Annotated in this window: 24 protein-coding genes; 7 read left to right on the forward strand and 17 right to left on the reverse strand. The window is 38.8% G+C overall.

What is annotated here, in order from left to right; translation table 11 throughout:
- The first annotated feature begins 72 nt into the window (after positions 1–72).
- The 3 genes from DIZ80_04645 to DIZ80_04655 all read left to right on the forward strand — a co-directional run bounded on the left by DIZ80_04645 (position 73) and on the right by DIZ80_04655 (position 4,698).
- Entirely contained in the window at positions 73–2,160 is a 2,088-nt protein-coding gene (locus DIZ80_04645; GenBank protein RDH84760.1) for a hypothetical protein, read from the forward strand.
- 59 nt (positions 2,161–2,219) lie between these two features.
- A complete protein-coding gene (locus tag DIZ80_04650) occupies positions 2,220–2,450 on the forward strand; it encodes a hypothetical protein (GenBank protein ID RDH84761.1) in 231 nt (76 codons plus the stop codon).
- 289 nt (positions 2,451–2,739) lie between these two features.
- Entirely contained in the window at positions 2,740–4,698 is a 1,959-nt protein-coding gene (locus tag DIZ80_04655) for a hypothetical protein (protein ID RDH84762.1), read from the forward strand.
- Between the two features lie 137 nt (positions 4,699–4,835).
- Here DIZ80_04655 and DIZ80_04660 read toward each other — a convergent pair whose 3' ends face one another.
- The 6 genes from DIZ80_04660 to DIZ80_04685 all read right to left on the reverse strand — a co-directional run bounded on the left by DIZ80_04660 (position 4,836) and on the right by DIZ80_04685 (position 12,368).
- Positions 4,836–5,555, reverse strand: coding sequence for a Crp/Fnr family transcriptional regulator (locus tag DIZ80_04660; GenBank protein ID RDH84763.1), 720 nt, complete (start codon positions 5,553–5,555; stop codon positions 4,836–4,838).
- Between the two features lie 250 nt (positions 5,556–5,805).
- A complete protein-coding gene (locus DIZ80_04665) occupies positions 5,806–6,954 on the reverse strand; it encodes a hypothetical protein (protein RDH84764.1) in 1,149 nt (382 codons plus the stop codon).
- A 261-nt stretch (positions 6,955–7,215) separates the two neighbouring features.
- Positions 7,216–7,686, reverse strand: coding sequence for a tRNA adenosine(34) deaminase TadA (locus DIZ80_04670; protein ID RDH84765.1), 471 nt, complete (start codon positions 7,684–7,686; stop codon positions 7,216–7,218).
- Positions 7,687–7,795: 109 nt separating this feature from the next.
- Positions 7,796–8,941 (reverse strand): hypothetical protein, encoded by a 1,146-nt coding sequence (locus tag DIZ80_04675; GenBank protein ID RDH84766.1) that lies wholly within the window; start codon positions 8,939–8,941, stop codon positions 7,796–7,798.
- A gap of 180 nt (positions 8,942–9,121) precedes the next feature.
- Positions 9,122–10,702: a GMP synthase (glutamine-hydrolyzing) gene (locus DIZ80_04680; GenBank protein RDH84767.1), complete on the reverse strand. Its 1,581-nt coding sequence runs from the start codon at positions 10,700–10,702 to the stop codon at positions 9,122–9,124.
- Positions 10,703–10,910: 208 nt separating this feature from the next.
- Positions 10,911–12,368 carry an IMP dehydrogenase gene (locus DIZ80_04685; protein RDH84768.1) on the reverse strand — a complete coding sequence of 486 codons (1,458 nt, stop codon included), beginning with the start codon at positions 12,366–12,368 and terminating at the stop codon, positions 10,911–10,913.
- Positions 12,369–12,572: 204 nt separating this feature from the next.
- Here DIZ80_04685 and DIZ80_04690 point away from each other — a divergent pair, with 204 nt between their 5' ends.
- The 4 genes from DIZ80_04690 (at position 12,573) to DIZ80_04705 (ending at position 16,302) form a co-directional block, all read left to right on the forward strand.
- Positions 12,573–12,908, forward strand: coding sequence for a SoxXA-binding protein (locus DIZ80_04690; GenBank protein ID RDH85037.1), 336 nt, complete (start codon positions 12,573–12,575; stop codon positions 12,906–12,908).
- Between the two features lie 309 nt (positions 12,909–13,217).
- Positions 13,218–14,555: an exodeoxyribonuclease VII large subunit gene (locus tag DIZ80_04695; GenBank protein ID RDH84769.1), complete on the forward strand. Its 1,338-nt coding sequence runs from the start codon at positions 13,218–13,220 to the stop codon at positions 14,553–14,555.
- Positions 14,556–14,753: 198 nt separating this feature from the next.
- On the forward strand, positions 14,754–15,185 hold the full coding sequence (dksA, locus tag DIZ80_04700; GenBank protein RDH84770.1) for an RNA polymerase-binding protein DksA: 432 nt from the start codon (positions 14,754–14,756) through the stop codon (positions 15,183–15,185).
- A gap of 202 nt (positions 15,186–15,387) precedes the next feature.
- Positions 15,388–16,302: a tRNA glutamyl-Q(34) synthetase GluQRS gene (locus DIZ80_04705; GenBank protein ID RDH84771.1), complete on the forward strand. Its 915-nt coding sequence runs from the start codon at positions 15,388–15,390 to the stop codon at positions 16,300–16,302.
- 39 nt (positions 16,303–16,341) lie between these two features.
- Here DIZ80_04705 and DIZ80_04710 read toward each other — a convergent pair whose 3' ends face one another.
- From DIZ80_04710 to DIZ80_04760, 11 genes are all read right to left on the reverse strand, one after another.
- Complete coding sequence (locus tag DIZ80_04710) at positions 16,342–17,505, reverse strand: cytochrome-c peroxidase (GenBank protein RDH84772.1); 1,164 nt, start codon at positions 17,503–17,505, stop codon at positions 16,342–16,344.
- Between the two features lie 81 nt (positions 17,506–17,586).
- Entirely contained in the window at positions 17,587–18,321 is a 735-nt protein-coding gene (locus DIZ80_04715; GenBank protein RDH84773.1) for a lipo-like protein, read from the reverse strand.
- 21 nt (positions 18,322–18,342) lie between these two features.
- Positions 18,343–18,678, reverse strand: a complete 336-nt coding sequence (locus tag DIZ80_04720; protein ID RDH85038.1) for a cytochrome C — start codon at positions 18,676–18,678, stop codon at positions 18,343–18,345.
- 218 nt (positions 18,679–18,896) lie between these two features.
- A complete protein-coding gene (locus DIZ80_04725) occupies positions 18,897–19,229 on the reverse strand; it encodes a hypothetical protein (protein RDH84774.1) in 333 nt (110 codons plus the stop codon).
- A 4-nt stretch (positions 19,230–19,233) separates the two neighbouring features.
- The gene (locus tag DIZ80_04730) at positions 19,234–20,805 is read right to left on the reverse strand and encodes a hypothetical protein (GenBank protein RDH84775.1); all 1,572 of its coding nucleotides are present in this window, start codon (positions 20,803–20,805) and stop codon (positions 19,234–19,236) included.
- A 128-nt stretch (positions 20,806–20,933) separates the two neighbouring features.
- Entirely contained in the window at positions 20,934–21,158 is a 225-nt protein-coding gene (locus DIZ80_04735; protein RDH84776.1) for a hypothetical protein, read from the reverse strand.
- Between the two features lie 161 nt (positions 21,159–21,319).
- The gene (locus tag DIZ80_04740) at positions 21,320–21,565 is read right to left on the reverse strand and encodes a (2Fe-2S)-binding protein (GenBank protein RDH85039.1); all 246 of its coding nucleotides are present in this window, start codon (positions 21,563–21,565) and stop codon (positions 21,320–21,322) included.
- A gap of 132 nt (positions 21,566–21,697) precedes the next feature.
- Positions 21,698–21,940 (reverse strand): hypothetical protein, encoded by a 243-nt coding sequence (locus DIZ80_04745; protein RDH84777.1) that lies wholly within the window; start codon positions 21,938–21,940, stop codon positions 21,698–21,700.
- A 158-nt stretch (positions 21,941–22,098) separates the two neighbouring features.
- A complete protein-coding gene (locus DIZ80_04750; protein RDH84778.1) occupies positions 22,099–22,464 on the reverse strand; it encodes a hypothetical protein in 366 nt (121 codons plus the stop codon).
- 229 nt (positions 22,465–22,693) lie between these two features.
- Positions 22,694–23,389: a peptidase gene (locus DIZ80_04755; protein ID RDH84779.1), complete on the reverse strand. Its 696-nt coding sequence runs from the start codon at positions 23,387–23,389 to the stop codon at positions 22,694–22,696.
- A 177-nt stretch (positions 23,390–23,566) separates the two neighbouring features.
- Positions 23,567–24,463: a TIGR01777 family protein gene (locus DIZ80_04760; protein ID RDH84780.1), complete on the reverse strand. Its 897-nt coding sequence runs from the start codon at positions 24,461–24,463 to the stop codon at positions 23,567–23,569.
- Positions 24,464–24,515: the final 52 nt, after the last annotated feature.

Below are 24,515 nucleotides of genomic sequence, written 5' to 3' on the forward strand. Positions count from 1 at the left end.
AATCAACGCGCTTTTTTCAAAGCGTTAGCTACAATAAGTAATACTAAATAATACAATAAAGGATTAATGATTATGAAGCTTAAAAATACCTTAAGTGTAGCCGTAGCCATCTTTACAATAGGTTTTACCAGCAACTCTGCATTTGCTGCAGGCGGAGGGGGCCCGATCGTTAAGTCTGACCCGAGTAAACATTTTCATCCGAAAGGCAAAATGCCATCAAAGTACACCAGACAGATTTTTGCAGAGGCACGCAAAAAATTACCGTTTTCTGATAAGCAGGATTTTGAAGAAGAAGAAAAGGGATTTATTGCCGCCCCAAAGTCTAAAAAAATTATGGCTGATACCGGTCATGTGGCCTGGGATATGGAACGTTATGAATTTCTGGCAGACGGCGATAAGTACAACAGTATTCACCCCTCTATGTTGCGCATGTCTCAGCTAAATATGAACTACGGTTTGTACAAAGTTGTTGATGGTGTTTATCAGGTGCGTGGTTTCGATTTAGCCAACATCACATTTTTGCAGGGTAAAACCGGCTGGATTGTTTTTGACCCGTTAACTGCAGCAGAAACTGCCCGCGCAGCCAAAAAACTGCTTGATGAACACGTAGGTAAACAACCCATTGCTGCGGTTATTTATTCGCACTCCCACGCAGACCACTGGGGTGGCGTGCGCGGCATCGTTGATGAGAAAGATGTCAGGGCTGGCAAGATTGAGATCATTGCACCGCGTGATTTCATGCAATATGCCGTTTCTGAAAATGTTTATGCCGGCAACGCCATGAGCCGTCGCCTGTTCTACCAATACGGTGTGTTGTTGCCCGCCAGCCCTTATGGTCACGCGGGTCAGGGGCTTGCGCAGAATGTCGCTGCCGGTAATCTTGGCCTTATTCCACCAACGCGTATTGTAGAAAAAGACTTTGAGGTGTTTGAGGTTGATGGCATCAAGATGGAATTCCAGAACACGCCGGGCACCGAGGCGCCTTCTGAAATGAATACCTGGATACCGAGCATAAAGGGCCTGTGGATGGCTGAGAATGTTGTCGGCTCGGTGCACAATATTTATACCCTGCGTGGTGCTCAGGTACGCGACTCACTGCGCTGGTCAAAATACATTGATGAAGCACTGCACAAATATGGTCAGGATGCCGAAGTTATGTTTGCGTCGCACCACTGGCCTCGTTGGGGTAACAAACGGATTCAGACAGTGCTTAGAGACCAGCGTGATATATATGCTCACATGAACAACGAGGTGCTGCATCACGTTAACCAGGGCACCACCATTAATGAAATTCACAACGTTTATAAATCACCAAAAAGTCTGGATAAAGGCTGGACCACCGGTTTCTATCATGGCTCCAGGGAGAACAATAGTCGGGGCATTGTTAACTACTACCTTGGTCACTGGGATGCTAACCCGGCAACTTTAATTCCCCTGTCACCACGTGACTCTGCGCCACTGTTTGTTGAAATGATGGGTGGCTCGAAGAAAATTATAACCAAAGGTAAAAAGCTATATAACAAGGGTAAGTACCATGAAGCCGTTGAAATTCTGAACAAGCTGGTGTTTGCTGAACCCAAAAATCAGGCCGGCAAAGATTTGCTCGCAGATGTTTATGAACAACTTGGTTACCAGCAGGAAAACCCCGGACTACGTAATGCTTTTCTCGCCGGTGCCTTTGAATTGCGCTCCGGCATTCCGGGTGGCGCATCACCGAAAACCGGCGGACCCGACGTGATTCGTGCTATGTCGACTGGCCTGTTTCTCGACTTCATCGGCATTCGCATGGACAGCAGTAAAGCCGTGGGCAAAGCATTCACGATTAACCTGATAACACCGGACAATGGCGAGAAATATCTGGTTGAACTCAGCAATGAAACACTAACCAATATCGAAGGTTACACTGCTGACGATGCCGATCTGACAATCACCATCAATCGTTCTGACCTCGAACAGACCATGATGGGCGTCAAAAAACTTACCGATCAGATTAAGGACGGCACAGCTAAGGTTAAAGGTGATAAAAAGATTTTAGATCAGCTTGCATCGATGCTAATCGCATTCGAACTTGGTTTCGAAATTCTACCTGGCACTAAGGGAAAAACTGAGAAAGTAGAGATGAATGACTTTGAGGCCAACGTAACAGTAACCAATGAGTAAATAAGCACAAATTTCAGAGAAGAATTACGGGGACAAATTACGGGGACAGTATACCTATCATGAATAAACATGGTCGGATTCATGAAATCAATATACTGCCCCCGATTTATTTAACCGGGCAATCAGGGCATTGCAGACTTGATGGTGTATTCATGCAGCCATTACATTTTTTAACCAGTTTCTTAATAAATGGGGCCAGAGCACAATTATTTCTGATATTAGTGTGTGTGCTCTGGCACCGATTAATTTCCAAAAAGAGCATTGCATTAATTTTTAATCAATGGCTGTAAATTAAAGATACCTCTGGCATGAATACTTGCTATATTTTAGGTATTTCAACTTAGTATCTGAAATAAGTTGCCGATAATTAGTAAAATCGGAGTCTAACCCGTGAATTACGCTCCCCGTTTCTTTTGAACAACATTTAAGTTTAAGCTATTTATCCAGAGACATATCGAAAGCTATCAATAGCTTATACAGGTTTTAACCGAATACCCCTCACTATATACAGAGCAAAACCTGTAAAAAATACTAGAATATGAATAATCCGACTTAGTTTTTGGTTATTGCTGTTTATATATGTCTAAATATTTATTCATACTTGCTATCTTAGCTTCAGTACCAGCGCAGGCAGATGAACTTGATAAATACTTTACCATGTCACTTCAGGAGTTGATGCAGGTAAATATTACCGGTTCGACTCGTACTGTACAGAGCCATGTTCGTGTCCCCTCTTCAGTTACTACCTTTACCCAGGAGCAAGTTAACAGACTGGGTGTCGATACACTTGAGCAATTACAGAACTACGTTCCGGGTTTTCAGTCCACTAGAACAGCTGACAATGTTCTTTTTAATGCTACAACGACTCGAGGTTTTTCAAGAGGTGTTCTTGTTTTACTTGATGGACAAAGATTAAGCTCTGAATTTAATACCGGTATCGATGTAACTACAGCACACATTCCACTTGAACACATTAAACGTGTTGAGTTCGTTAGAGGCCCCGGATCATCAATTTATGGTGCGAACGCTTTTTCAGCAGTCATAAACCTAATTTCGGTTGATGATGTTAATAAAGCCACACTTAGAGCTGGCGAAATTAATAAGAAAGCAACCATTCAGATTACATCGAATGAATCTGAGTTTAAATATTCAGGCTTTCTTAAAGGTGTCGATGATAAAGGCGAAACGTATACAGATCCATTCAATACGCTTCCAAATAATACGACCGAAACAAGTGATCCTTTTGAAACTGTCGATCTTTATTTACAGGCTCACTATAAAGATTTTTCAATATATTTATCTCACACGCATCATGAACTAGAAGACTATTACTCTTTAAACCGACTCTCTAACGATAACTGGAGAGAAACAGATCATAGCTACTTACGTTTAACATATGATTTTTCTAGCTCAGAGAATTATCATTCTCAAATTGCGGTAAGTTATTTACAATCCAGAGATAATCTATTTGGTGAAGTAAGCCCTGTTACTCCGCCGTTTACGATTGACCCTCTATTTGCTGAAGGTGATATAGAAGAACAAACCACTGCTTTCGAATGGTTTAATACATACAATTTTGACAATGATCATTCATTACAGTTTGGTCTGGAATACAGAGATGCTGATATAAAAACTGCTACTATTAGTTATAACTACGACATCATTAACTTTAGCTCACCTTTTTATAATCCTGATTACTACACCTTCCCACTAGCCGATGAAAGCGCAAGACAAACCTATGGCATTTACACGCAATATCAGGGTCAGATCATAGATAATTTATTTTTAACATTGGGTATTCGGTATGATGAATATTCAGACGTTGGATCTTCTAGCAACCCTCGCACCGGTTTAGTTTACGAATTTTCTGATAACACAAGTGTAAAGTTTTTATACTCAACCGCATTCAGAGCGCCTTCACGTAATGAATTAGATTTGCAAAACAACGGCATATTAGTCGGTAACCCTAACCTTGAACCTGAAACGATTGAAACATTTGAGGCCGTTTTAATTAAACAGTTTTCAAACCAGACGATTCAATTTTCTTTATTTAGAAACAATATTGAAGATATTATCGTTTCAAGCTCTCAACCTGATGGTTCAATCATTAGAGACAATAAAGACGATGCCAGATATGAAGGAATTGAGACCGAGTATAATGCTTTATTCTTTAAAAATTTACAGACGAAGTTTTCATATACTAATATATTCACATCTCCGGATGTTTCCTTCAGGTCATCTAAACAACTGGCATCAATTATCTTAAATCACAACCGTCGTTTATTTAATCTCAATTTTGATAGTTATTATCATTCTGAAGTAGAAAATGATTTCAGCGGAACCAGAGTAAAGCTATCTTCATATGTTGTTTCTAATATAAAACTATCGTACTCACTACAAAAGAATATGAAATTTTATCTACAGGTAAAGAATCTGTTTGATAAAGAATACTTTTCCCCATCGGGTGGTTCATCATTTACTGTCAATGTACCCAATCATGGCCGTGAAGGTTATCTGGGTATTGAGTATGAATTTTGATAAAAACGAACCCGATCAAAAAACAATTATTACTAATATTAGGGTTTATTCTTCCCTGCTCCTGACTTACCATTATTGAGTAATTAGAAAGTCAGAATTTAACCTGGGCCAAAGAACTATTCTAACTAATATTTGAATTAGTTAGAATTTGCAATCCATTCAAGTGCTTCTGCTGAAACAAGTTCAATCGAACCTCTTGATAGTTTTATGCAGTTTTGTTTTTCAAAATCTTTTAGAATACGGCTAACCACTTCTCTGGTGGTACCAATTTCAAATGCAAGTTTTTGATGGGTTATTTTTAATACTGAGTCATTAGCTCTTTCAAAAAGAATGCCCAACATACATGCAAGTCGCAGATCCAGGTTATTAAAAACCGTATCCTGTATCATGCAGGTCGTTTTATACAAACGCTCTATTAAGCAGGAAATAATATATTCACGAAATGGTTTAATTGTGTCCATTAGAAATCTGAATGATTGCGGACTAATAGCCAATGTCTCTACATGTGATTCTGTTGTGGCCACAGCATTGAAGGTTTTATTTTCTAATAACAGATTAAGATTAAGCAAACAAACTTCGCCCGCCTGCACACGATAAAGAGTTATCTCTCTACCATCATCGGCGGTTTGGTAAATTCTAATTGTTCCCTCAAGAATTAACATGAAATTATTAAAGGATGAATCATCACCAGAAAAGGTCACTTTAGGATCTGTCTCTATTAAACGTGAATCCCCAATGATTTCAATCCATTTCTTATCTTTTATTTCTGAAAGCTGAGGATAAACTGATTCTATTTTTTGAAAACGACATGATTTTGAAATCACATTTTGTGATTTACAATTATTTAACGAACACATACAACCACCCAAAAATATTAAAATTTATTTTTTTATTATTATGCTTTTATAATTTTATTATTTTTTATCAGGCAATTACTGCTAACGCCTTTATTACATACCTATATAAAACAGAGTACGTATTATGATTTTATGATATTAGCTGGGTTCATTATAAGCAATAAAACACAAATGTAATCACTCGTTCGAATTAACTACTGAATATAAGAAAAAGATTAACTACCCCCCTTAATTCAATTCATTTTTTATTTTATCCCTCATCATTGACGGTTACACAAACTCTGTTTCTACCTTCTGATTTGGCAGCATATAAAGCTTTATCTGCATCTTTTAACAAATAATCTATATCCACATCACCACAGTGTGTCGCCACTCCAAAACTGGATGTGATTTTTATGATGCGATTATCATAAGCCATCTCTAACAATTCTATATTTTCTCTTATGCGTTCGGCTATCTTTATGGCTATTTCACTGGTGGTTTTCGGTAAAACAATAACAAACTCTTCACCGCCAAGCCGGCTACAGACATCACCCGTTCTTGAATTATCTAATAAAACTCCGGCAATTTTCTGAAGCACAAAGTCACCGCCATCATGCCCGTATGTATCATTCACTTTTTTAAAATAATCGATATCGATATTGATGGCACTAAAACACTCACCTGAACGGTTGGTAGATGCGAGTGATACAGTCAGTGTAATATCCATGCCGCGTCGATTATATAACCCCGTTAATGGGTCATATAATGCAAGCTGTGTTAATTTTTTGTGCTCAGCAACCATAACTGATGTTAGAAACCCTATTCCAACCAGTACAAATCCAGTAGAGCTACCGATAAGTGAGATACCGTAGGCCAGGCCGGGGTCTTTGATAATTAAGATGCCATAAACCTGAAGTGGAACAATTACTATTACGAGTAATGCAGCTGCGCTGATGATTGCATTGCCTATGTTTTGTCTTTCGCGAGCTCGCTTGAAAGACATATAAAATATTACCGGATAGATTACAACCGTATATGCTGCCAGAAAAATAATTCTATGCGCATCATTATCAACCAGGAAACTTGAAAGGATAATAGCAACATGCAAAATACTAATTACTTTTCTATATGACACCTTTCCTGCCCACTCCGCTATGGCGAGCAGCAGAAAATAACTAACTAGAATATAAAAAACAACTGATATGGCCAGATCATCGCTTATATTCGTAACTTCTTTTAACCAGAGCCCAATCCAGCCTACAACACCCAGGATGAAGTAAAGATTAAAATACCTTAAAGAAATAATGGGTATCTCATCACTATCAATTTTTCTGGCGACTAATATAAATGCGGTTATTGATGAAATCATCAATATAAAAAATGCATTCACATAAACCTGTAGGTCATACTCAATCATAGTATTGACAGTTTCAGTTAGAATATTATTGATTATAGCTACATTTACTATTTTTTAAGATAATACTACACACAGATTTAAAAAGATTGAGCTCTAGACCTAAAGCCTGAGACCAGACGTTGACATTTTCTTACATTAGCGTAACAAGGTATTTGACACGATTTTTTAATGCACTGCATAGCTAATAATTTAAAACTTACGGCTCGCTACGCATCACGTTACAAATCGTCAGCTGAAGATAACTCCTACTGATGATGATTATTATTTATTTTTATTACGTTCGCGTTTTTGTTTAAAAAAATACTGTAATACTTCTCTACACTCATCTTCCATCACACCACCGGTTACTTCAATTTTATGATTATGAATCGGATCATGTATCAGGTTTATTGCGCTGCCCGTTGCGCCTGTTTTCAAATCACTTGCACCAAACACTAACTGTTTTACCCGGGCATGTATCATGGCACCCACACACATAGAACAGGGTTCTAATGTGACATACATTGTGGTGTCGATTAATCGATAATTATTTAAAACCTGACCTGCATTTCGAATCGCCATCAATTCTGCATGAGCTGAAGGGTCGTGTGACTGTATTGGCTGGTTCCAGCCTTCGGCGATGAGTTGATCGTTTTTAACAATGATTGCACCGACGGGGACTTCATCTTCATCGGCGGCTTTTCTGGCTAACTGGATGGCTTGTTGCATCCAGTACTCATGATTGATACCCATGCTAAAAAACACTCATTAGTTCTGCATTCATCTTTTACTTTGTTCACACGCTATATGATTAGTTGTAGTTTAGTCTCTTAACAATATAACTGCTAATATCCTTAATCGCCTATACAAGTACAACCTGATTTTTTCCCAGCCCTTTAGCTCTATATAGCGCATTATCCACTCTTTCCAGGCAATCTTCCATATTTAAATCTGCCTTACCTGTTACCTTACCAACACCAATAGATAAGGTCACAACTTTTGAAATGCTCGAATTATTATGCTCTATCGATAGCTCTTCTATATTTTTTCTACATTGTTCAGCGACACTTATACCATCCGTTGTATCATTCAATATGATTGCAAACTCTTCGCCTCCAAATCTAAAGACAGTATCCATTGGCCTATGAACAGATTTAACTAATGCATCTGCAACTATTTTCAAACAACGATCTCCTTGAATATGGCCATATGAATCATTATAATTTTTAAAAAAATCGATATCTAAAATTAAAAGATAGAATGCATCACCATCTCGCTGGGACCTTCTCCATTGTTTCTTTAATTCATTATCAAAATATCTTCGATTACCAATTCCCGTCAGACCATCTGTATTTGATATATCAAGATATTCAGTCGTTTGTTTTTCAGAAACTGCCAGTTTAGTTATTTGCCTGGTATAAATCAGAACAAACATAAAAGTAAGAACCATACCAACAGCCAAAAGATCTGACTTTAATTTAGTGTTCTTTATGTCATCTGATTGTATTTCATCTATGTGTGCAGTTGAAATTTTCACTAACTCAATACCTTGATGACGTATACCAGAGGTGCTCTTGTGAAATAGCAAAACAAGTTCATTAAAATCATCTGATTTCTTATTCGTCTTTCTACTTACACTCTCGGCAATCAGTTGATTCCCAATACTTAATATCTGGTTAGATTGTGAAGTAATTTTGTGAACTATTTTAAGTTCATCCGCATTAAGTTCCTTGGTTAATACCTGACTGATTAAGCCGGTAAGGCTATCAACACGACTGAAAAATTTATTCCTGTCTATTTCATCATTAAGCAATAAGAACAATAGAAGGTGCCCTTCAGCTCTTTTTGCATAGCTACTTATTTCATTTGAAAGATTAATAAGCTCTATATGACGATTTATTTCAACATCATTATGTGTATCTTCGATATTTTGAAACCAGAGAAAAGAAGCAAAAAGAGTTACTAATATTAGCGATAGCGCTACTGACAGGCCTTGTTTGGTTAGCATCTAACTTATAAATCCTTAAACATGGCAATTAATAAGTATATTGCTTTATCTAATAGATTTATATCCCTCGAACAGGGTGTTTTCTGGCTAGCTGGATGATTTATAACATCCGGCGTTCGTGATTGTAATGCATATTTTATTGTCATCCTGAACGTTAGTGAAGGATGACAATATTGTCATTTATTCCCACTCAATCGTGCCGGGAGGTTTACCTGTAATATCATAAACCACACGTGAAATACCATCCACTTCGTTTACGATTCTGCGGCACACCAGATCAAGAAACTCATAGGGTAAGTGCGCCCAGCGAGCCGTCATGAAATCAATTGTTTCAACGGCACGTAAAGAAACCACCCACTGATAACGGCGACCATCACCCGTTACACCTACAGACTTAATCGGTAGAAAAACCGTGAATGCCTGAGACACTCCATGATACAACTCGTGTTTGTATAATTCTTCTATAAAGATGTGGTCAGCTAAACGTAAGGTATCTGCATATTCTTTTTTAACTTCACCCAGTATACGCACACCTAAACCCGGGCCCGGGAATGGGTGACGGTAAACCATGTCGTATGGCAAACCTAGTTCAACACCAATTTCACGCACTTCATCTTTAAACAGTTCACGTAAAGGCTCACACAGTTTTAACTTCATGTAATCCGGTAAACCACCTACATTGTGATGTGATTTTATTAAATGCGCTTTTCCAGTTTTAGAACCTGCTGATTCAATTACATCCGGATAAATTGTGCCCTGTGCTAACCATTTTGCATTTTTTAATTTTGCAGATTCTTCTTCAAAAATATCAACAAATAAATTACCGATAATTTTACGCTTATCTTCAGGGTCTGTTTTGCCTTTTAGTGCAGTCAGGAATCGATCTTCTGCATCGACACGAATCACTTTTACACCCATGTGTTCGGCAAACATTTTCATTACCTGATCACCTTCCTGATAACGTAATAAACCATTATCAACAAATACACAGGTTAAACGATCACCGATTGCCCGGTGTAACAATGCGGCTACTACCGATGAATCTACGCCACCGGATAAACCTAATAAAACTTCATCGTCACCGACGAGCTCGTTAATTTTTTTAATCGAATCTTCTACAATATTATCTGCTGTCCATAAATTGCCGCAGCCACAAATATCATGGGCAAAACGTTCTATAATTCTTTGCCCCTGATTCGTGTGAGTCACTTCAGGGTGAAATTGTACGCCGTAGAATTTTTTCTCTTCATTAGCAATGCCGGCAACCGGTGCAGAATCAGTTGATGCCATAAGTTTGAAACCATCTGGCATTTTAACGACATGGTCGCCATGGCTCATCCACACATCAAGAATGCCATAACCTTCGTCGGTAACATGATCTTCAATATCTTTTAATAAAGCGGTGTGACCACGGGCGCGAACTTTGGCATAACCGTATTCATGATGATCTGCATTTTCAACCATACCACCCAGTTGTGCGGTCATAGTTTGCATGCCGTAACAGATACCTAAAACAGGAATACCTAATTCAAAAACAATAGCCGGTGCGAGTGGTGACTCGCCTTCGGTTACAGATTCGGGACCACCTGAAAGAATAATGCCTTTTGGCTTGAATGCTTTAATATCTTTGTCACTAACATCCCATGCATATAACTCACAATAAACACCGGCTTCGCGAATTCTGCGGGCGATAAGTTGAGTGTATTGAGAACCGAAGTCGAGAATTAAAATACGATCTGTATGAATGTTTTGTGATGTCATGTATTTATCTTAATAGATGTTTGACACGGAGACACAGAGACTCTGAGAAAATAAATTACGCGTCATTCTCGAATGCTTGTGTCGGGAATCCAGTGTCTTTACATTTAACAAAGGTCACTGGATTCCCGCTAGAGGCATGCGGGAATGATTAAGCCATATGACTTAAACATTCCCGCGCCTCCGCGCCTCTGCGTCTAGTTTTTAAATATTACGTTCTGTAGTTTGGGGCTTCTTTTGTAATCGTCACGTCATGAACATGAGATTCTTTCATGCCAGCGCCAGAGATACGAACAAATTCAGGTTTCGTGCGCATTTCTTCAAGATTTGCACAACCGACATACCCCATACTTGAACGAATACCACCAATAAGCTGGTGAATAATAGCTGTCATCGGGCCTTTGAAAGGTACTCGACCTTCAATGCCTTCTGGTACTAATTTTTCAGCACCTGCATCTTTGTCCTGGAAGTAACGATCACTTGATCCCTGCTCCATTGCAGCGATTGAACCCATGCCACGATAGGCTTTATAAGAACGCCCCTGGAATAAAATAACTTCACCCGGTGCTTCTTCAGTGCCGGCTAACAGGCCTCCTAACATAACGCAATGTGCGCCAGCCGCCATGGCTTTCGCGATATCACCTGAAAAACGAATACCACCATCAGCAATCAGTGGCACACCTGTACCTTCTAACTCTTTAGCAACATTGGATACTGCAGAAATCTGTGGCACACCCACACCCGCAACAATACGAGTTGTACAGATTGAGCCCGGGCCAATACCAACCTTAACTGCATCTGCACCGGCATTAACTAAATCACGTGCCGCTGCCGCTGTCGCGATATTGCCACCGATAACCTGAACTTTAGGGAAGTTTTCCTTAACCCACTTAACGCGATCAAGTACACCTTGCGAGTGACCGTGAGCCGTATCGACAACAATCACATCCACACCAGCTTCAGCTAATGCAGTAACGCGATCTTCTGTATCTGCACCGGTGCCTACGGCTGCACCCACACGTAAACGACCTAAATCATCTTTGCTGGCCATTGGGAAATCATCTGATTTTTGCATATCACGCACGGTGATCATGCCACGTAACTGGAAGTCATCATTTATAACCAGTACTTTTTCAATACGGTGTTTGTGTAATAGCGCCTGTACTTCTGTCTGGCTTACACCTTCTTTTACGGTTACCAGTTTATCTTTAGGTGTCATTACACTTGAAACGGGTTTATCCAGGTCTGTTTCAAAACGACGATCACGTGAAGTAATAATACCCACCAGATTCTTACCTTCTAAAACAGGTAAACCGGAAATTCTATTTTTAGCGGTTAATTCAGCTACTTCACGAATAGTGGTATCAGGTGAAACCGTAATAGGATCACTAATGACACCGGATTCATATTTCTTTACTTTAGTGACATTCTTCGCCTGTAGCTCTATCGACATATTTTTATGCAATATACCGATACCGCCTTCCTGTGCGATTGCAATAGCAAGTTTTGCTTCCGTCACTGTATCCATCGCGGCGGATATTAGTGGAATATTAAGTTTAATGTCTCGAGTGATTTGGGTACCCAGTGTTACATCATTGGGCAGGACCGTAGAGTGGGCGGGAATCAGCAGCACATCATCAAAAGTTAGTGCTTCCTGGGTAATACGCATAGCGGCTCCTGTCTGGTCTGGTTAATCGGACGATTATATAAGAAAACACTTAATAATTCATCCCAAATTTACAGATGATTTAGATTACACCTGCCGACAAAATACACTTGTATCCAGTCAACTCTGGGGTACAATCCACCGACTGATTATAAAATCAGGTAGGGATTTTTGAAAATATGGAAATATAATATAAAAAAAACATTTATGAGGTTATTTATGAACCACGCTAAAATCTTTGCCGGCATAGCGCTGGCAACTGTACTACTGTCTGGCTGTGCCACTTCTGGCTCTTCAGGCAACTCTGCTGCTGCAACTAAAGAGGGCTATAACGCCGCTTTAGTTAACGCAAATAAATCACTTAAAGCTGCTGCACAAGCTAATTACGTATGGCGCGATAGTGGAAAAATGCTTAAAAAAGCTGATAAAGCCGCTAAAAAAGGTGACTTTGAAACAGCCACCAAACTGGCTAATCAAGCAAAACGTCAGGGCGATATGGCACTGGCACAATCTAAAGAGCAGGCAGGAGCCGGTCCTCGATAGATTAAAAAATAAGGTCAAACAAGCTAAAAATCGAGCCGGGTCTGTAGCTAGCCCGGCTTTTTTTTGGGCTGATTTTTGTTTGCTTCGTAAGAAACTCCTCACCAGCGGACATCTCATCTCTTTTAACAATCAAGTCGTTAGTCATAAGTCGTAAGTCCACAGCGGCACACCTGCGGAGCTCAATATTTTTGTGCTTGTGCTTGTGCTTGTGTTTTTGATTTTGACTTACGACTTACGACTTACGACTAATGACTTATACCTAAAGACTTCTACCTTGGCTTATCCCCCAATACAGCTTAAGATCCCCCCATGCCAAATACCGAGAACAAAGAAAAAACGATTTATAGCGTTTCAGAACTAAACCGCACTATACGCGGCTTACTGGAAAGCCAGTTTCCCCTACTGTGGATTGAGGGTGAAATTTCTAATCTGGCACAACCGGCTTCCGGGCATATTTATTTCACACTGAAAGACTCTAAAGCTCAGGTGCGTTGCGCTATGTTTAAAGGGCGCAAACAGCTGGTTAAATTCAAACCCGCCAATGGCCAGCAGATTTTAATTCGCGCAAAAGTCGGTTTATATGAAGCACGGGGTGAGTTTCAACTTGTTGCAGAACATATGGAAGAAGCAGGTGACGGCGCCCTGCGAAGAGAATTTGAAGAACTTAAAACCAGACTGGCTACTGAAGGCCTGTTTGATGAAGCACTAAAACAACCGCTTCCTGAATTACCAAAATGCATTGCAGTTATTACCTCAGGCACCGGCGCGGCTATTCGAGATGTATTAAGCGTACTCAAACGGCGTTTCCCATCTATTCCAGTGCAGATTTATCCTGTTGCGGTACAGGGTGAAAAGGCAGCACCTGAAATAGCAAAAGCCCTTTATCGAGCATCTAAAAGTAAAAGCTGCGATGTTATTTTACTTGTCAGGGGCGGTGGCTCACTTGAAGATTTATGGGCCTTTAATGAAGAGCAGGTTGCACGGGCCATCGTGCTTTGTGATGTTCCGGTTATTAGCGGTGTTGGCCATGAAGTTGATGTCACCATTGCAGATTTTACTGCAGACTTTAGAGCAGCAACACCATCCGCGGCAGCTGAACTGGTTAGCCCGAACCAGCAAACCTATCTACACAAATTTCAATCATTTCAACGCCAGTTAATGCGCCAGATACAGGGTGATTTGAACCGACTAAATGAACAGTCACAATGGTTACAAAACCGCCTGAAAATGCAACACCCCAGCAGTCAGTTAATGCAGCAAAGCCAGCAACTCGATGGCTTAATTGATAATTTGCGGGATGCTTTTCAAGCTATCGTTAGCGAGAAAAAGCACGATTTAAAATACACTGTACAAAGCCTGATCAATAACCGCCCCGACCAGTTTATTGATTATCAGAAAATTCAACTTGAAGATTTATCCAGTCGGCTAGTTTTTTCGTCTCAGCTAAATATTGAGAACAAACAGCAACAACTGGCAAATTTGTCACGCACCATGCAGGCCGTTAGCCCACTTAACACTTTATCTCGAGGTTATAGCATTACCCGTGATACCAATGGTGAAACAGTTACTAATGCAAGACAGCTGCGTAAAGGTGACATCATTAGTAGTGAATTTGGCAAAGGGAAAGTAACAAGCCGTGTAGAATGAAAAATATAAGCTATACTTTTCAATTAGTTACAAACAATCATCAGACAAAAAACAACAAACACAATATTAAAACTCGCAAAATCCAACAAATACGGGTAAATTATCGGGTTTGATTGATCCGGATCCTAGAAATCTGGACTATTTAATAGAATAATGTGTGATTTAAACGCACCAGAACAAAATAATCGGAGATTTTCGATGCCAGCAAACTCGGCACCTATACACGGCTTCAAACCCTATAAAGCAAAAAAGGGTGAAGAATACATGAATGAAAAACAGCTTGAGCATTTTCGCGATATTTTAAATGCGTGGAAAGAAGAGCTGATGCATGAAGTTGATCGCACAGTAGATCACATGAAAGACGATGCAGCCAATTTTCCAGACCCTGCTGACCGCGCTTCTCAGGAAGAAGAATTCAGCATTGAATTACGTACCCGTGATCGCGAACGTAAGTTAATTAAGAAAATTGACGAATCATTAAACGAAGCTGATACCGGTGAATATGGTTATTGTGAAACCTGTGGTGTTGAAATTGGTATACGTCGATTAGAAGCTCGCCCGACAGCAACACAATGCATCGACTGTAAGAGTCTTGATGAAATAAAAGAAAAACAGAATAAAGGCAAGTAGCCCCATTCTGAAAAAGCCGGGTTTTACCCGGCTTTTTTGTGTCTGAAATAAATGAAAAATATCCTCAACTTTTGTAACCCCTCATTTTGTGCACCCGTTTTGCACAGAGGCGTTACTTAAACGATAAGTAATGTGAGTAATTTTTCTTCGGGGCACCTACAATCAATAACAACTGCTTGCACAGGATTATTCATCAAGGTTAATGACATCTACTACTAACACCTACCGGGGCCGCTTTGCCCCCTCACCTACTGGCCCTTTGCACAAAGGCTCATTAGTAGCGGCCGTTGCCAGTTATCTTGAAGCAAAAAAATATAATGGCCAGTGGCTGGTTCGCATGGAAGATGTCGATGAACTGCGCAATGTAAAAGGTGCAGCTGATTCTATTTTACGCAGCATTGAGGCTTTTGGTTTTGAATGGGATGAAGATATTCTTTATCAAACTCAACGCAAGGAAGCTTATGCCGAAGCTCTGCAGCAACTTAAAGAACAGAACCTGATTTACCCCTGCACCTGTAGCCGTAAGAGCCTTAAAGCCAAAGCAGCTTCAGGAGAAATAACGAGCGGACAGCTTGGTGTTATTTATCCGGGCTTCTGCACAAATAATAATTTCTCAAACTTTAAAACAGATGAGTACGCTATACGCATTAAAGTACTCGAACAGAAAATTTGTTTTGATGATGAATTACTTGGAGCTAACTCACAAAATTTAAAAGCGGATTCAGGTGATTTTATTATTCGCAGACGTGATGCTTTATTTGCTTATCAGTTAGCTGTTGTTGTAGATGATGCATTTCAGAATATAACCCATGTTGTCAGGGGCGTAGATTTACTTGATTCAACTGTACGGCAACTCTACCTGCAACAATGCCTGAAATATAATCAGCTACAATATGCTCACCTGCCGCTAATTGTTCATGCCAATGGCGATAAATTAAGCAAACAAACCGGTGCTCAAAGCATTGGCGACAAAGCCGACATTCCTTTATTAGTAGAGTGCCTTGAATTTCTTGGGCAAAACCCGCCGAAAGAGCTCGAGCGGGATTCTTTAAATAATGTCTGGTGCTGGGCAATGGAAAACTGGGAACTTAATAAAATTAATTCAGCTCAGGACTAACAATAAAAAACTAGCGAGTCCTGGGTGTAAAGCAACCACTTACTGATCTGTTAATGTTTCCATAAAACTAACCAGATCAGTAATTTCTTCCGGGCTTAAACCGAGTGAACTATCATCAAAAGCAACTTCATTCGCGATATTGCTATTCACTTCTGCCGTAGCAAATTGCATCTTCAAATCATAATGACGAATCACATCTTCCAGTGTTTGAAAAACACCGTTATGCATATACGGTGCGGTTAAGGCGATATTACGTAATGTTGGTATTCTAAACTTACCCACTTCAGCGGCCTCATCACCCGGAACGACAACATCGGTTGTGCCACCAAGACCATTATCGATAAAACTCGAATTCGCTACAACAGCCGGGTTAAACCCGTTAGAAGGCGTACCCACATTATAAAAACGATGATTGGTAAATAGAATGGTTCCCGTATCAGGAACCGTATGACAGTTTGCACATTTAGCTTTTGTGCCTTTAAATAAATTAAAACCACGTAATTCAGAATCGTTAAATGTTGCTGTACCGTTTTGCACATCATCAAATTTTGATGAAAATTTATTCACTTCCGCAGACGCTTCAAATGCAGCAATCGCTCTGGCAATATTATTGTAAGCAATATCAGTATCATCAAATGCACCACTACCAAACATAGCAATAAAATCATCAGCGTAACTACTATTACTCACTTTTGTTACCACTGTCGCTGAGTCTGCATTATTCATTTCAACCGGATTCAGAAACGGATCTTTTGCCTGCTCTCTTAAATTAATACGCCGCCCATCAAGAAACTGCCCGCCCTGATAGTTTGAAACGGTACCATCTGGCGTTGTATGCGTTGTTGTATTTGTAAAAAACGGACTAAAAAAAGCATATGCTGCGGTTGGTGCGTTGCGATCACCAAATGCTCCTGCTTCAGATCCCTCAGACACCGGTGCTGCACTACTTACACGAGGATCGGCAAACCCTACTAATGGGTCATGACAACTTGCGCACGACTGATTACTGTTACTGGACAAATTAGTATCGAAAAATATATTTTTACCAAGTGCCTGCATCGCTGCAATCGTATCCACTCTCGATGCACCGCCACCGCTATCTCCACAACTACTAACAGACACACCTAAAACCAGAAGAACCAATAAACGCATTTTCATTATTAAACCTGCAACATAAATACAATAGTTATGAAAATAGAACATTATGTTGATGAATAGAATGCGTAAGATCAACAATTAGGAAAGCATTGAAAACAATTCAAGAAACTGTGGTATTCGTCACATTTAAATCAATGGTGATTTTTTCGCCCAGTTAATCTCTTTATAATTAAAACCCTTAATCAGGCTGGGTTTAATAATTTCAAAGTAAGGTGATATATCAAAATCACGAGGCGTATATAAACTGTGATGCCTAATTTGCATAATCTCCCGTTGCACATGATCTTTTTTATTTGATACTTCGATGTCAGGTAATATGGGATAACAGATAGACTGAAATGCCTGCGCAATTAAAGTAGAACAAATCGCACGAGTCGGGTCACCACTACCCAGCGCAATCATTCGTCTTCGCCAGCTAACCGGCACAGGTGGTGTGGGCAATAAATAACGCATTAAATCAATTACGTTTTTCATGTCGTATTGATAACCGATACGCTTTACAAGAAAATCAATCAGTGACTTCTGATCTTCTTCAGTTAAATTTTTCGGCCGGCAAATTCGTGTATGTAAATGTTCATATTTCGATAAAGGTACAATTATCACACCCATTTCAATATCTGCCTCAATCAGCACCGCTTCATTATCACCGGAACCTTCGCCCACATAAATAGCCGCATGTGACCAGGTAGACTGGGTTAGATATTTAATCGCAACACTGATGCGTGTATCACCTTCAACCAGCAAAACATCACCGGGTTTTAATATGCTTGTTAATAAACCCGGTGAACTGGTTGAAACCGCTTTATAATTACTTAAAGGCGTATCAAGATAGCGACCTAACCAACGGGTTATTTTATTCATAATCGCGACTCAAAAAACGTATCACTCTTCGCCATAAAAGTAAGCCTGAAACGGCTTGCGAAATTGCTCGTGACACATCAGGCAGGTGTCCTGCAAAGTAGCAAAATCAGCAATAATAGCGTGACCATCTCCAGTCGCCGCGGTTACTCCCAGAATTCGTGCTGCTTCATGGGTTTTTCCATCATGACTTTTAAACTGGCCGATATCCGTATTTACAAAAGCAAAAATTCTCATTTTCTCAAACATCGGTGGTTGAGGATGATCTGCAATCAAAGGCGCTGTTTTCTCTACCAATGCCCAGTCTTCACGAGAAATAGCACCAGTAATCACCTGCATATTCTTACTCATATCTTGCATTATTTTCTGTATCGCTAAAGGTTCAGCAGCATTTTCTGCCGATACCTGAGCACCAGTAAACATTAGAGCAATACCTGCAATCAGGGATTTTGTATTTCTATAACGCATTATCATTCCTACTCTATGATTTTAAACTCGAAATATAATAGCAATAATAGACAGCTTTAATGCCTTGAAATTTCAATTATTTTTAAATAACTAAGGTGATATGGCTGTTTTCAGGCTTTACCCTCAAAAATGAGCTTCAATCTGATAAAAACAATAATCATAAACACTAAATTCACAGTAACTGCAATTACGCTATCACTATCACCAGATTGAAGGTGGTATAAATCTTTCCAGCCAAAGTATGTTGCACACCCTAGAGTCGCTACACCCAGTACAATTTTCATCAGATAAAGAAAATTTTCTTCATCAGAATCATACTCATCAGAATCACTCAACCACTCGTAAGGCATTGCAAAAACAAAACCCACAATAAATACAACGATATGACCTACGAAAAAAACATAAGCTAAAAGAGAAATAATGTAGATTATTAATACCCTCACTTTTTCAATCTGCAGAGAAGAACTGGTAAGTGCCTTTATTATTATTCTTCACAACATACATAGCTTTATCTGCTAAAGAGACTATCTTTTCCAGCGTTGTGGCATGGTCTGGATATACTGCAATACCAATACTCATACCAACATTAACATTCAGGTCTCCAATGGCAATATCTTCAGAACACCGATTGATGAGACGTTGCGCAATAACCGACACACTTTCTCTAGTACCGAAATTTTGTAACACCATGCAAAATTCATCACCACCTAATCGAAACATTAACTCATTTTTTCGCGTTAACTCTTTTGCTCGTTCAGCAATTGCAATTAACACCATATCACCAGCTTTATGACTGATATTATCATTAATCGCTTTAAAGCCATCAAGGTCGATATATAAAAATGCGATCTTGCCGTTATCTCTATTGGCCTGTGATATCGCGTGACCTGCATAATCATTAAAATAGCGTCGATTTGGCAATCCCGTTAAAGTATCGTACATAGCCATAGCGGATAAACGCATTTCATATCTAAAAATAAAATATAAAAACAGCTCAACAATAAGTAAACCCGTAACTGCATACAATAAATTCAACAAAACATTATCATTAAATTCACTTATTTGTTCTGTAACATCATCCCAGATAAGCACCTTACCTATATCCGGTAACGCTGAATTATTCTCACCCTGAAAATCTCTTAGAGGAAAAAAATAGGCGGAAATATAACGTTCATCAATTTCAATAACACTTACATCATTATATGTATTACCACAATCAATCTCTGACCTGCTTAACACTTCATGTATTGATGAAGATGACGTTGATTCTATATATAAATTCTCACATGCTTTAACTAAATCATATTGTTTGTGCAATTGACTCCAGACATTTTTATTCGTTTGCTCTCTCAATAACAATATAGCAATATTCGTTTTATAGCTTGATTGTATTTTTGGTATAATTTTATCAAAAGACGTACCTATTTCTAACACACCAACATGAACTGCTTTATGCGTTACTGGATCGATTACTGAAATTGGAGATGCCGCACGTAAGCCAGAATAGACACGTCCAATTTCAAACCCAGTATGAGATTTTTTATCATCATTCGCAGCTATAATAATATGGCGAATATCATCCATATTATCCCCGTACTTTTCAGGTTTGTGCACGCGTAGAAAACTCGTGCTTCCCGGACCTAAATGATAATGCAGTTGCCTCAAATTAAATGCACGAGTCATTTCCCCCCAACCGTCATTTAATTCATCGAATAATTTTTGCCTATACAATTTTGCTTGCTCACCACCTGCAGCACCTCCTTCAGATTCAACCGCTTTTTTACCCTTCAGAAATAAATCATTTAAAATAACATCCTGAGAAAAATGCGTTGTAAGCTGCAACATACTGTTATATGTCATATCTAAAGTATGATTAAAATTCCTTTGGTTTTCTTGTGCTTTATCAGACAAATTTCGATATAAAGTTGAATTTGATGAGGAGTAATTAACGGCAACAAATAGTAAATCGAGCACAAAAACCAATAGCCCTATAATTATAAATGTTTTTTTATTTCCCATTTTCTTTCCTACAACTGATTACTATATTCTATAACTATCAACTGAAATTTGTAGTACAACCTACTACATTTCTCAAACAAAACTTGAGTTAAATGACCTAGTTCAAGTAAAAGCTTTATTTAGTTAGACTATTGTATTTCTCTACCAAGATGCTTGAGAGTATACGCATGCTCTTCCCAGTTTTTACCTTCAAAGCTTTCAATAGCAATAAACTCACTCATTTGTTTTGTGATATTAAATTGATCGGTATCACGTGATTCTACTTCAACACCTTTTGCCACTAAAAACACGTTAACTACATCTTGTTTTTTTAAATAAAATAATTTCAGGCGAAATACATTCCAGACAGCCAACGGATCATTAGATTAAACCACCAAACCAGACTTCATATCGATTCCTCCATTTGTTGACATAATGCGGAGTATACGGTCTGTTTTACATGCGTTATATGGTGTTAACTATCCGGGTTTTACTCAGACTCGAAAAACAGTGTTACGAATTAAAGAGAAGCGAGTTACTTTTTTGCTTCGGGTGAGCAAAGACACTCAATCAAACGCTCAACCTGTTTAACGCAACAGCCGCTTCCCATTGTAGCATAGGTCTGTTTTTTAACCTCAGCCACCGTGGTAGCTCCATCTACAATGGCATTTATAATATCTATCTTAAGAACCTCATTACAGACACATAAATTTCGGTCTAAATTCTTCTTAAGAATAGGTGGGAGTTTATCCAGGGGATTTGTGACGGGTTCAGTTTTCAAAGTACGGGCAGTATAAACACCCTGTCTAACTTCAGTCAAATCGAAACATTAAGAGACAAGGTGACAGACCTGCTCACCTCTTTTCGACTCAGGCATATAAAATTTTATACGTTATACACCTGATACTACCACTCATTCTTGTTCTTTAGCTTCAGAAACACCCGTATACTTAAAAACAAGTCTAGCAATGTACCGATTAGTTGGGCGAAAAACATAGGCTGCTGCAGGTGTCATAAAACCAAAGAAAACCATTTCTTCATTGTCACTAGCAACGAAAAGCACTAGCACAGCTATAAGAGCAATAATTATCAGGGCATATATAATCCATGCTCTTTTCATATAATCAGCGAATTTATTATCTTGATTGTCTTCCATATTCTTCAACTCCAAATATTTTATTTGTTACTATTTTAACATTACTTATAAAACACTAATAATAGTGGATTCAGGGTGTTTTATATTCACCAAACACCTAAGTCAGTCTCCAGGCTATGCTATATTTTACACAACGATTTAAATGACTGGTTATAAATTTATTTTCCAAAATCTTTTATTTTACTTAACTCATCTTTTCCAATGTCCTGAATAAATATTGCTCTTGGTTCATTGCTTGAAGTTGAGTAAATAACAACCTGCGTTTCAGTAACCTGAATACCATCGCTGCCTGATTGCACATAGACACCACCGGGATAACTACCCGATGTAACAAACCAGTCTGAACTATTCTCGTGCAACCATTCATTAAGGACTACATACGCTTCATCCTTTTGAGTAAGACGTATTTTCTGTTCTGCATCATTACTAAGAAACATACTCACTTCAGGTTCTAGCTGAATATCCAGTGAGTTACTGCAACTCATTAAAAAGGCAATTAACAATAAAATAACGATTCTGCTCATTTGATTTCTCATATCAGTGATATAGACAGAATAAGCCTAATATGGAAATAGGCGGACAACTGCATATAAATTATATTGGTTAACATACAAACTAACTCTTACATCTTAAAATTTCAATTAATTATCACCTGTTTAAGGCATTTATCCTCATGACTTCCTATCAGGATAAATTTTTCTACAAAAAAACTCTACAATCTAAGTTTTGAATATAATACCAGAAAAAACTAAATTATCGCCTTAGAATTGCAATCCAACGGTAAAAATTAAGTATACTGGCCAGTGAACTCGCTACATAAGTCAGCGCCGCTGCTTTTAATATTTTACGTGCATGTTTAGACTGCATTTCATTGATATACTCACCTCGTATCAATAAAGGTAACGCCCGTTTAAAACTCGCATCCCATTCCACAGGTAGTGTAACCAGGTGCACTAATGTACCAAATGCAATTCCCAGAATACCCAGTAAAAAAAGACCTCCACCCACAACAGGCGAGTGGGTTAACAGGGCAAAGACGGGGATTGAGACAATAGCAATGCTGCCAAGTTTCTCGGTATAGTGCGCTAATTTTACAAGTTTATGACGCAGTTTAAATAACGAGTATCCCGATTCATCCTGCATAACATGACCAACTTCATGAGCTGCAACCGTAATAGCAGTAAGTGACTTACCATTAAAATTATCTGGCGATAAACGCACTACTTTCATTATCGGGTCGTAATGATCCTGACCAGGCCTGGCCTCTTCAACCCCGACATTATCTATGTTCAGCTGTTCCAGTAAATGCACCGCCAGTTCACCACCTGTACCTGAGAACAGATCATCCGGCTCTTTATATTTCACTAAAACTTTATTTACCCAGTAACCTGGCCAGTAAATTAATCCACCAATCAGGCCTATAACGATAATAAGAAATAATATATGCATGGTTCAATAAAACTCAAATAATGAGTATTTAGTTAATCGCGTATTCATAATAATCTGTTAAACAAAATGAGATGAATATCTTATACGAAATACAGCCTAACTTTAGCATCACTAAAAAATTAACACCCTACAGGTGTTAATTTTTTCAGGTATGACCTAAAAAAGTACTATTCGATTCTAACCCTGATTATTCACAACATCCTGTAAAGCACCCTTTAATTGTTTATATTTAAATATATAACCCGCATTTAATACTTTTACCGGTAACACTTTTTTACCTGCAAGCAATAACTCTTCTCCCATTTGCCCCATGAGCATCTTAACTACGAATGCAGGCATGGGTAAAAAAGATGGACGTTTTAAAACGTCACTCAACGTTTTTGTAAAAACCCGATTGGTTACCGGATGAGGCGATGTCCCGTTAATAACTCCCTGCATTTCAGCATGATCGATACAGTATAAAATAATACCAAGCAGATCATGCAGGTGAACCCATGACATCCATTGGCTACCCTTACCTATTATTCCACCTAAACCCATTTTAAAAGGCAGCAACATTTTACCCAGTGCACCCCCATTACCTAATACAATACCTGTGCGTATTATACAGGTTCGAATACCCATCTTCTGCGCCTGCAATGCAAGCGACTCCCATTGCTGACATAACTGACTGGAAAAGCTACTATCACCTGAAACCGTTTCATCAATACCCTCATCTGATGCGGTTATGCCGTAATAACCAATAGCAGAACCACTAATAAATAATGTGGGTCTATGCTCCATGGCTTCAAAATAGCTAATAAGATTCTGCGTTATATTAATTCGACTTTGTATAATCTTCTGTTTTTGCTGATCACTCCATTTTTTATCCGCAATAGGCTCACCCGCAAGATTTATAACTACATCAAAAAAAGTGTCACTAACTAATTGTTTTAAATCACTGATTCCACGCAAAGGTGATTTAATTTTTTCCGGGTGTCGACTTAGTACCACAACATCATGTTTATCTTTTAGAAGCAGAGAACAAAGCGCTGAACCAATAAAACCTGTACCACCGGTAATGAGCACATTCATTTTATTCTCCTTAAAATGAAACTAAAATAAACGGCTAACAGTTTCATTTTTG

This window comes from endosymbiont of Galathealinum brachiosum (assembly GCA_003349885.1).
Taxonomy (GTDB): domain Bacteria; phylum Pseudomonadota; class Gammaproteobacteria; order SZUA-229; family SZUA-229; genus SZUA-229.

Excerpts from the sequence above, each read along its gene's own strand:
- DIZ80_04645 (RDH84760.1), top strand. The coding sequence starts at position 73 with ATGAAGCTTAAAAATACCTTAAGTGTAGCCGTAGCCATCTTTACAATA.
- DIZ80_04650 (RDH84761.1), top strand. The coding sequence starts at position 2,220 with ATGAATAAACATGGTCGGATTCATGAAATCAATATACTGCCCCCGATT.
- DIZ80_04655 (RDH84762.1), top strand. The coding sequence starts at position 2,740 with ATGTCTAAATATTTATTCATACTTGCTATCTTAGCTTCAGTACCAGCG.
- DIZ80_04660 (RDH84763.1), bottom strand. The coding sequence starts at position 5,555 with ATGTGTTCGTTAAATAATTGTAAATCACAAAATGTGATTTCAAAATCA.
- DIZ80_04665 (RDH84764.1), bottom strand. The coding sequence starts at position 6,954 with ATGATTGAGTATGACCTACAGGTTTATGTGAATGCATTTTTTATATTG.
- DIZ80_04670 (RDH84765.1), bottom strand. The coding sequence starts at position 7,686 with ATGGGTATCAATCATGAGTACTGGATGCAACAAGCCATCCAGTTAGCC.
- DIZ80_04675 (RDH84766.1), bottom strand. The coding sequence starts at position 8,941 with ATGCTAACCAAACAAGGCCTGTCAGTAGCGCTATCGCTAATATTAGTA.
- DIZ80_04680 (RDH84767.1), bottom strand. The coding sequence starts at position 10,702 with ATGACATCACAAAACATTCATACAGATCGTATTTTAATTCTCGACTTC.
- DIZ80_04685 (RDH84768.1), bottom strand. The coding sequence starts at position 12,368 with ATGCGTATTACCCAGGAAGCACTAACTTTTGATGATGTGCTGCTGATT.
- DIZ80_04690 (RDH85037.1), top strand. The coding sequence starts at position 12,573 with ATGAGGTTATTTATGAACCACGCTAAAATCTTTGCCGGCATAGCGCTG.
- DIZ80_04695 (RDH84769.1), top strand. The coding sequence starts at position 13,218 with ATGCCAAATACCGAGAACAAAGAAAAAACGATTTATAGCGTTTCAGAA.
- dksA (RDH84770.1), top strand. The coding sequence starts at position 14,754 with ATGCCAGCAAACTCGGCACCTATACACGGCTTCAAACCCTATAAAGCA.
- DIZ80_04705 (RDH84771.1), top strand. The coding sequence starts at position 15,388 with ATGACATCTACTACTAACACCTACCGGGGCCGCTTTGCCCCCTCACCT.
- DIZ80_04710 (RDH84772.1), bottom strand. The coding sequence starts at position 17,505 with ATGTTCTATTTTCATAACTATTGTATTTATGTTGCAGGTTTAATAATG.
- DIZ80_04715 (RDH84773.1), bottom strand. The coding sequence starts at position 18,321 with ATGAATAAAATAACCCGTTGGTTAGGTCGCTATCTTGATACGCCTTTA.
- DIZ80_04720 (RDH85038.1), bottom strand. The coding sequence starts at position 18,678 with ATGCAAGATATGAGTAAGAATATGCAGGTGATTACTGGTGCTATTTCT.
- DIZ80_04730 (RDH84775.1), bottom strand. The coding sequence starts at position 20,805 with ATGGGAAATAAAAAAACATTTATAATTATAGGGCTATTGGTTTTTGTG.
- DIZ80_04745 (RDH84777.1), bottom strand. The coding sequence starts at position 21,940 with ATGGAAGACAATCAAGATAATAAATTCGCTGATTATATGAAAAGAGCA.
- DIZ80_04750 (RDH84778.1), bottom strand. The coding sequence starts at position 22,464 with ATGAGCAGAATCGTTATTTTATTGTTAATTGCCTTTTTAATGAGTTGC.
- DIZ80_04755 (RDH84779.1), bottom strand. The coding sequence starts at position 23,389 with ATGCATATATTATTTCTTATTATCGTTATAGGCCTGATTGGTGGATTA.
- DIZ80_04760 (RDH84780.1), bottom strand. The coding sequence starts at position 24,463 with ATGAATGTGCTCATTACCGGTGGTACAGGTTTTATTGGTTCAGCGCTT.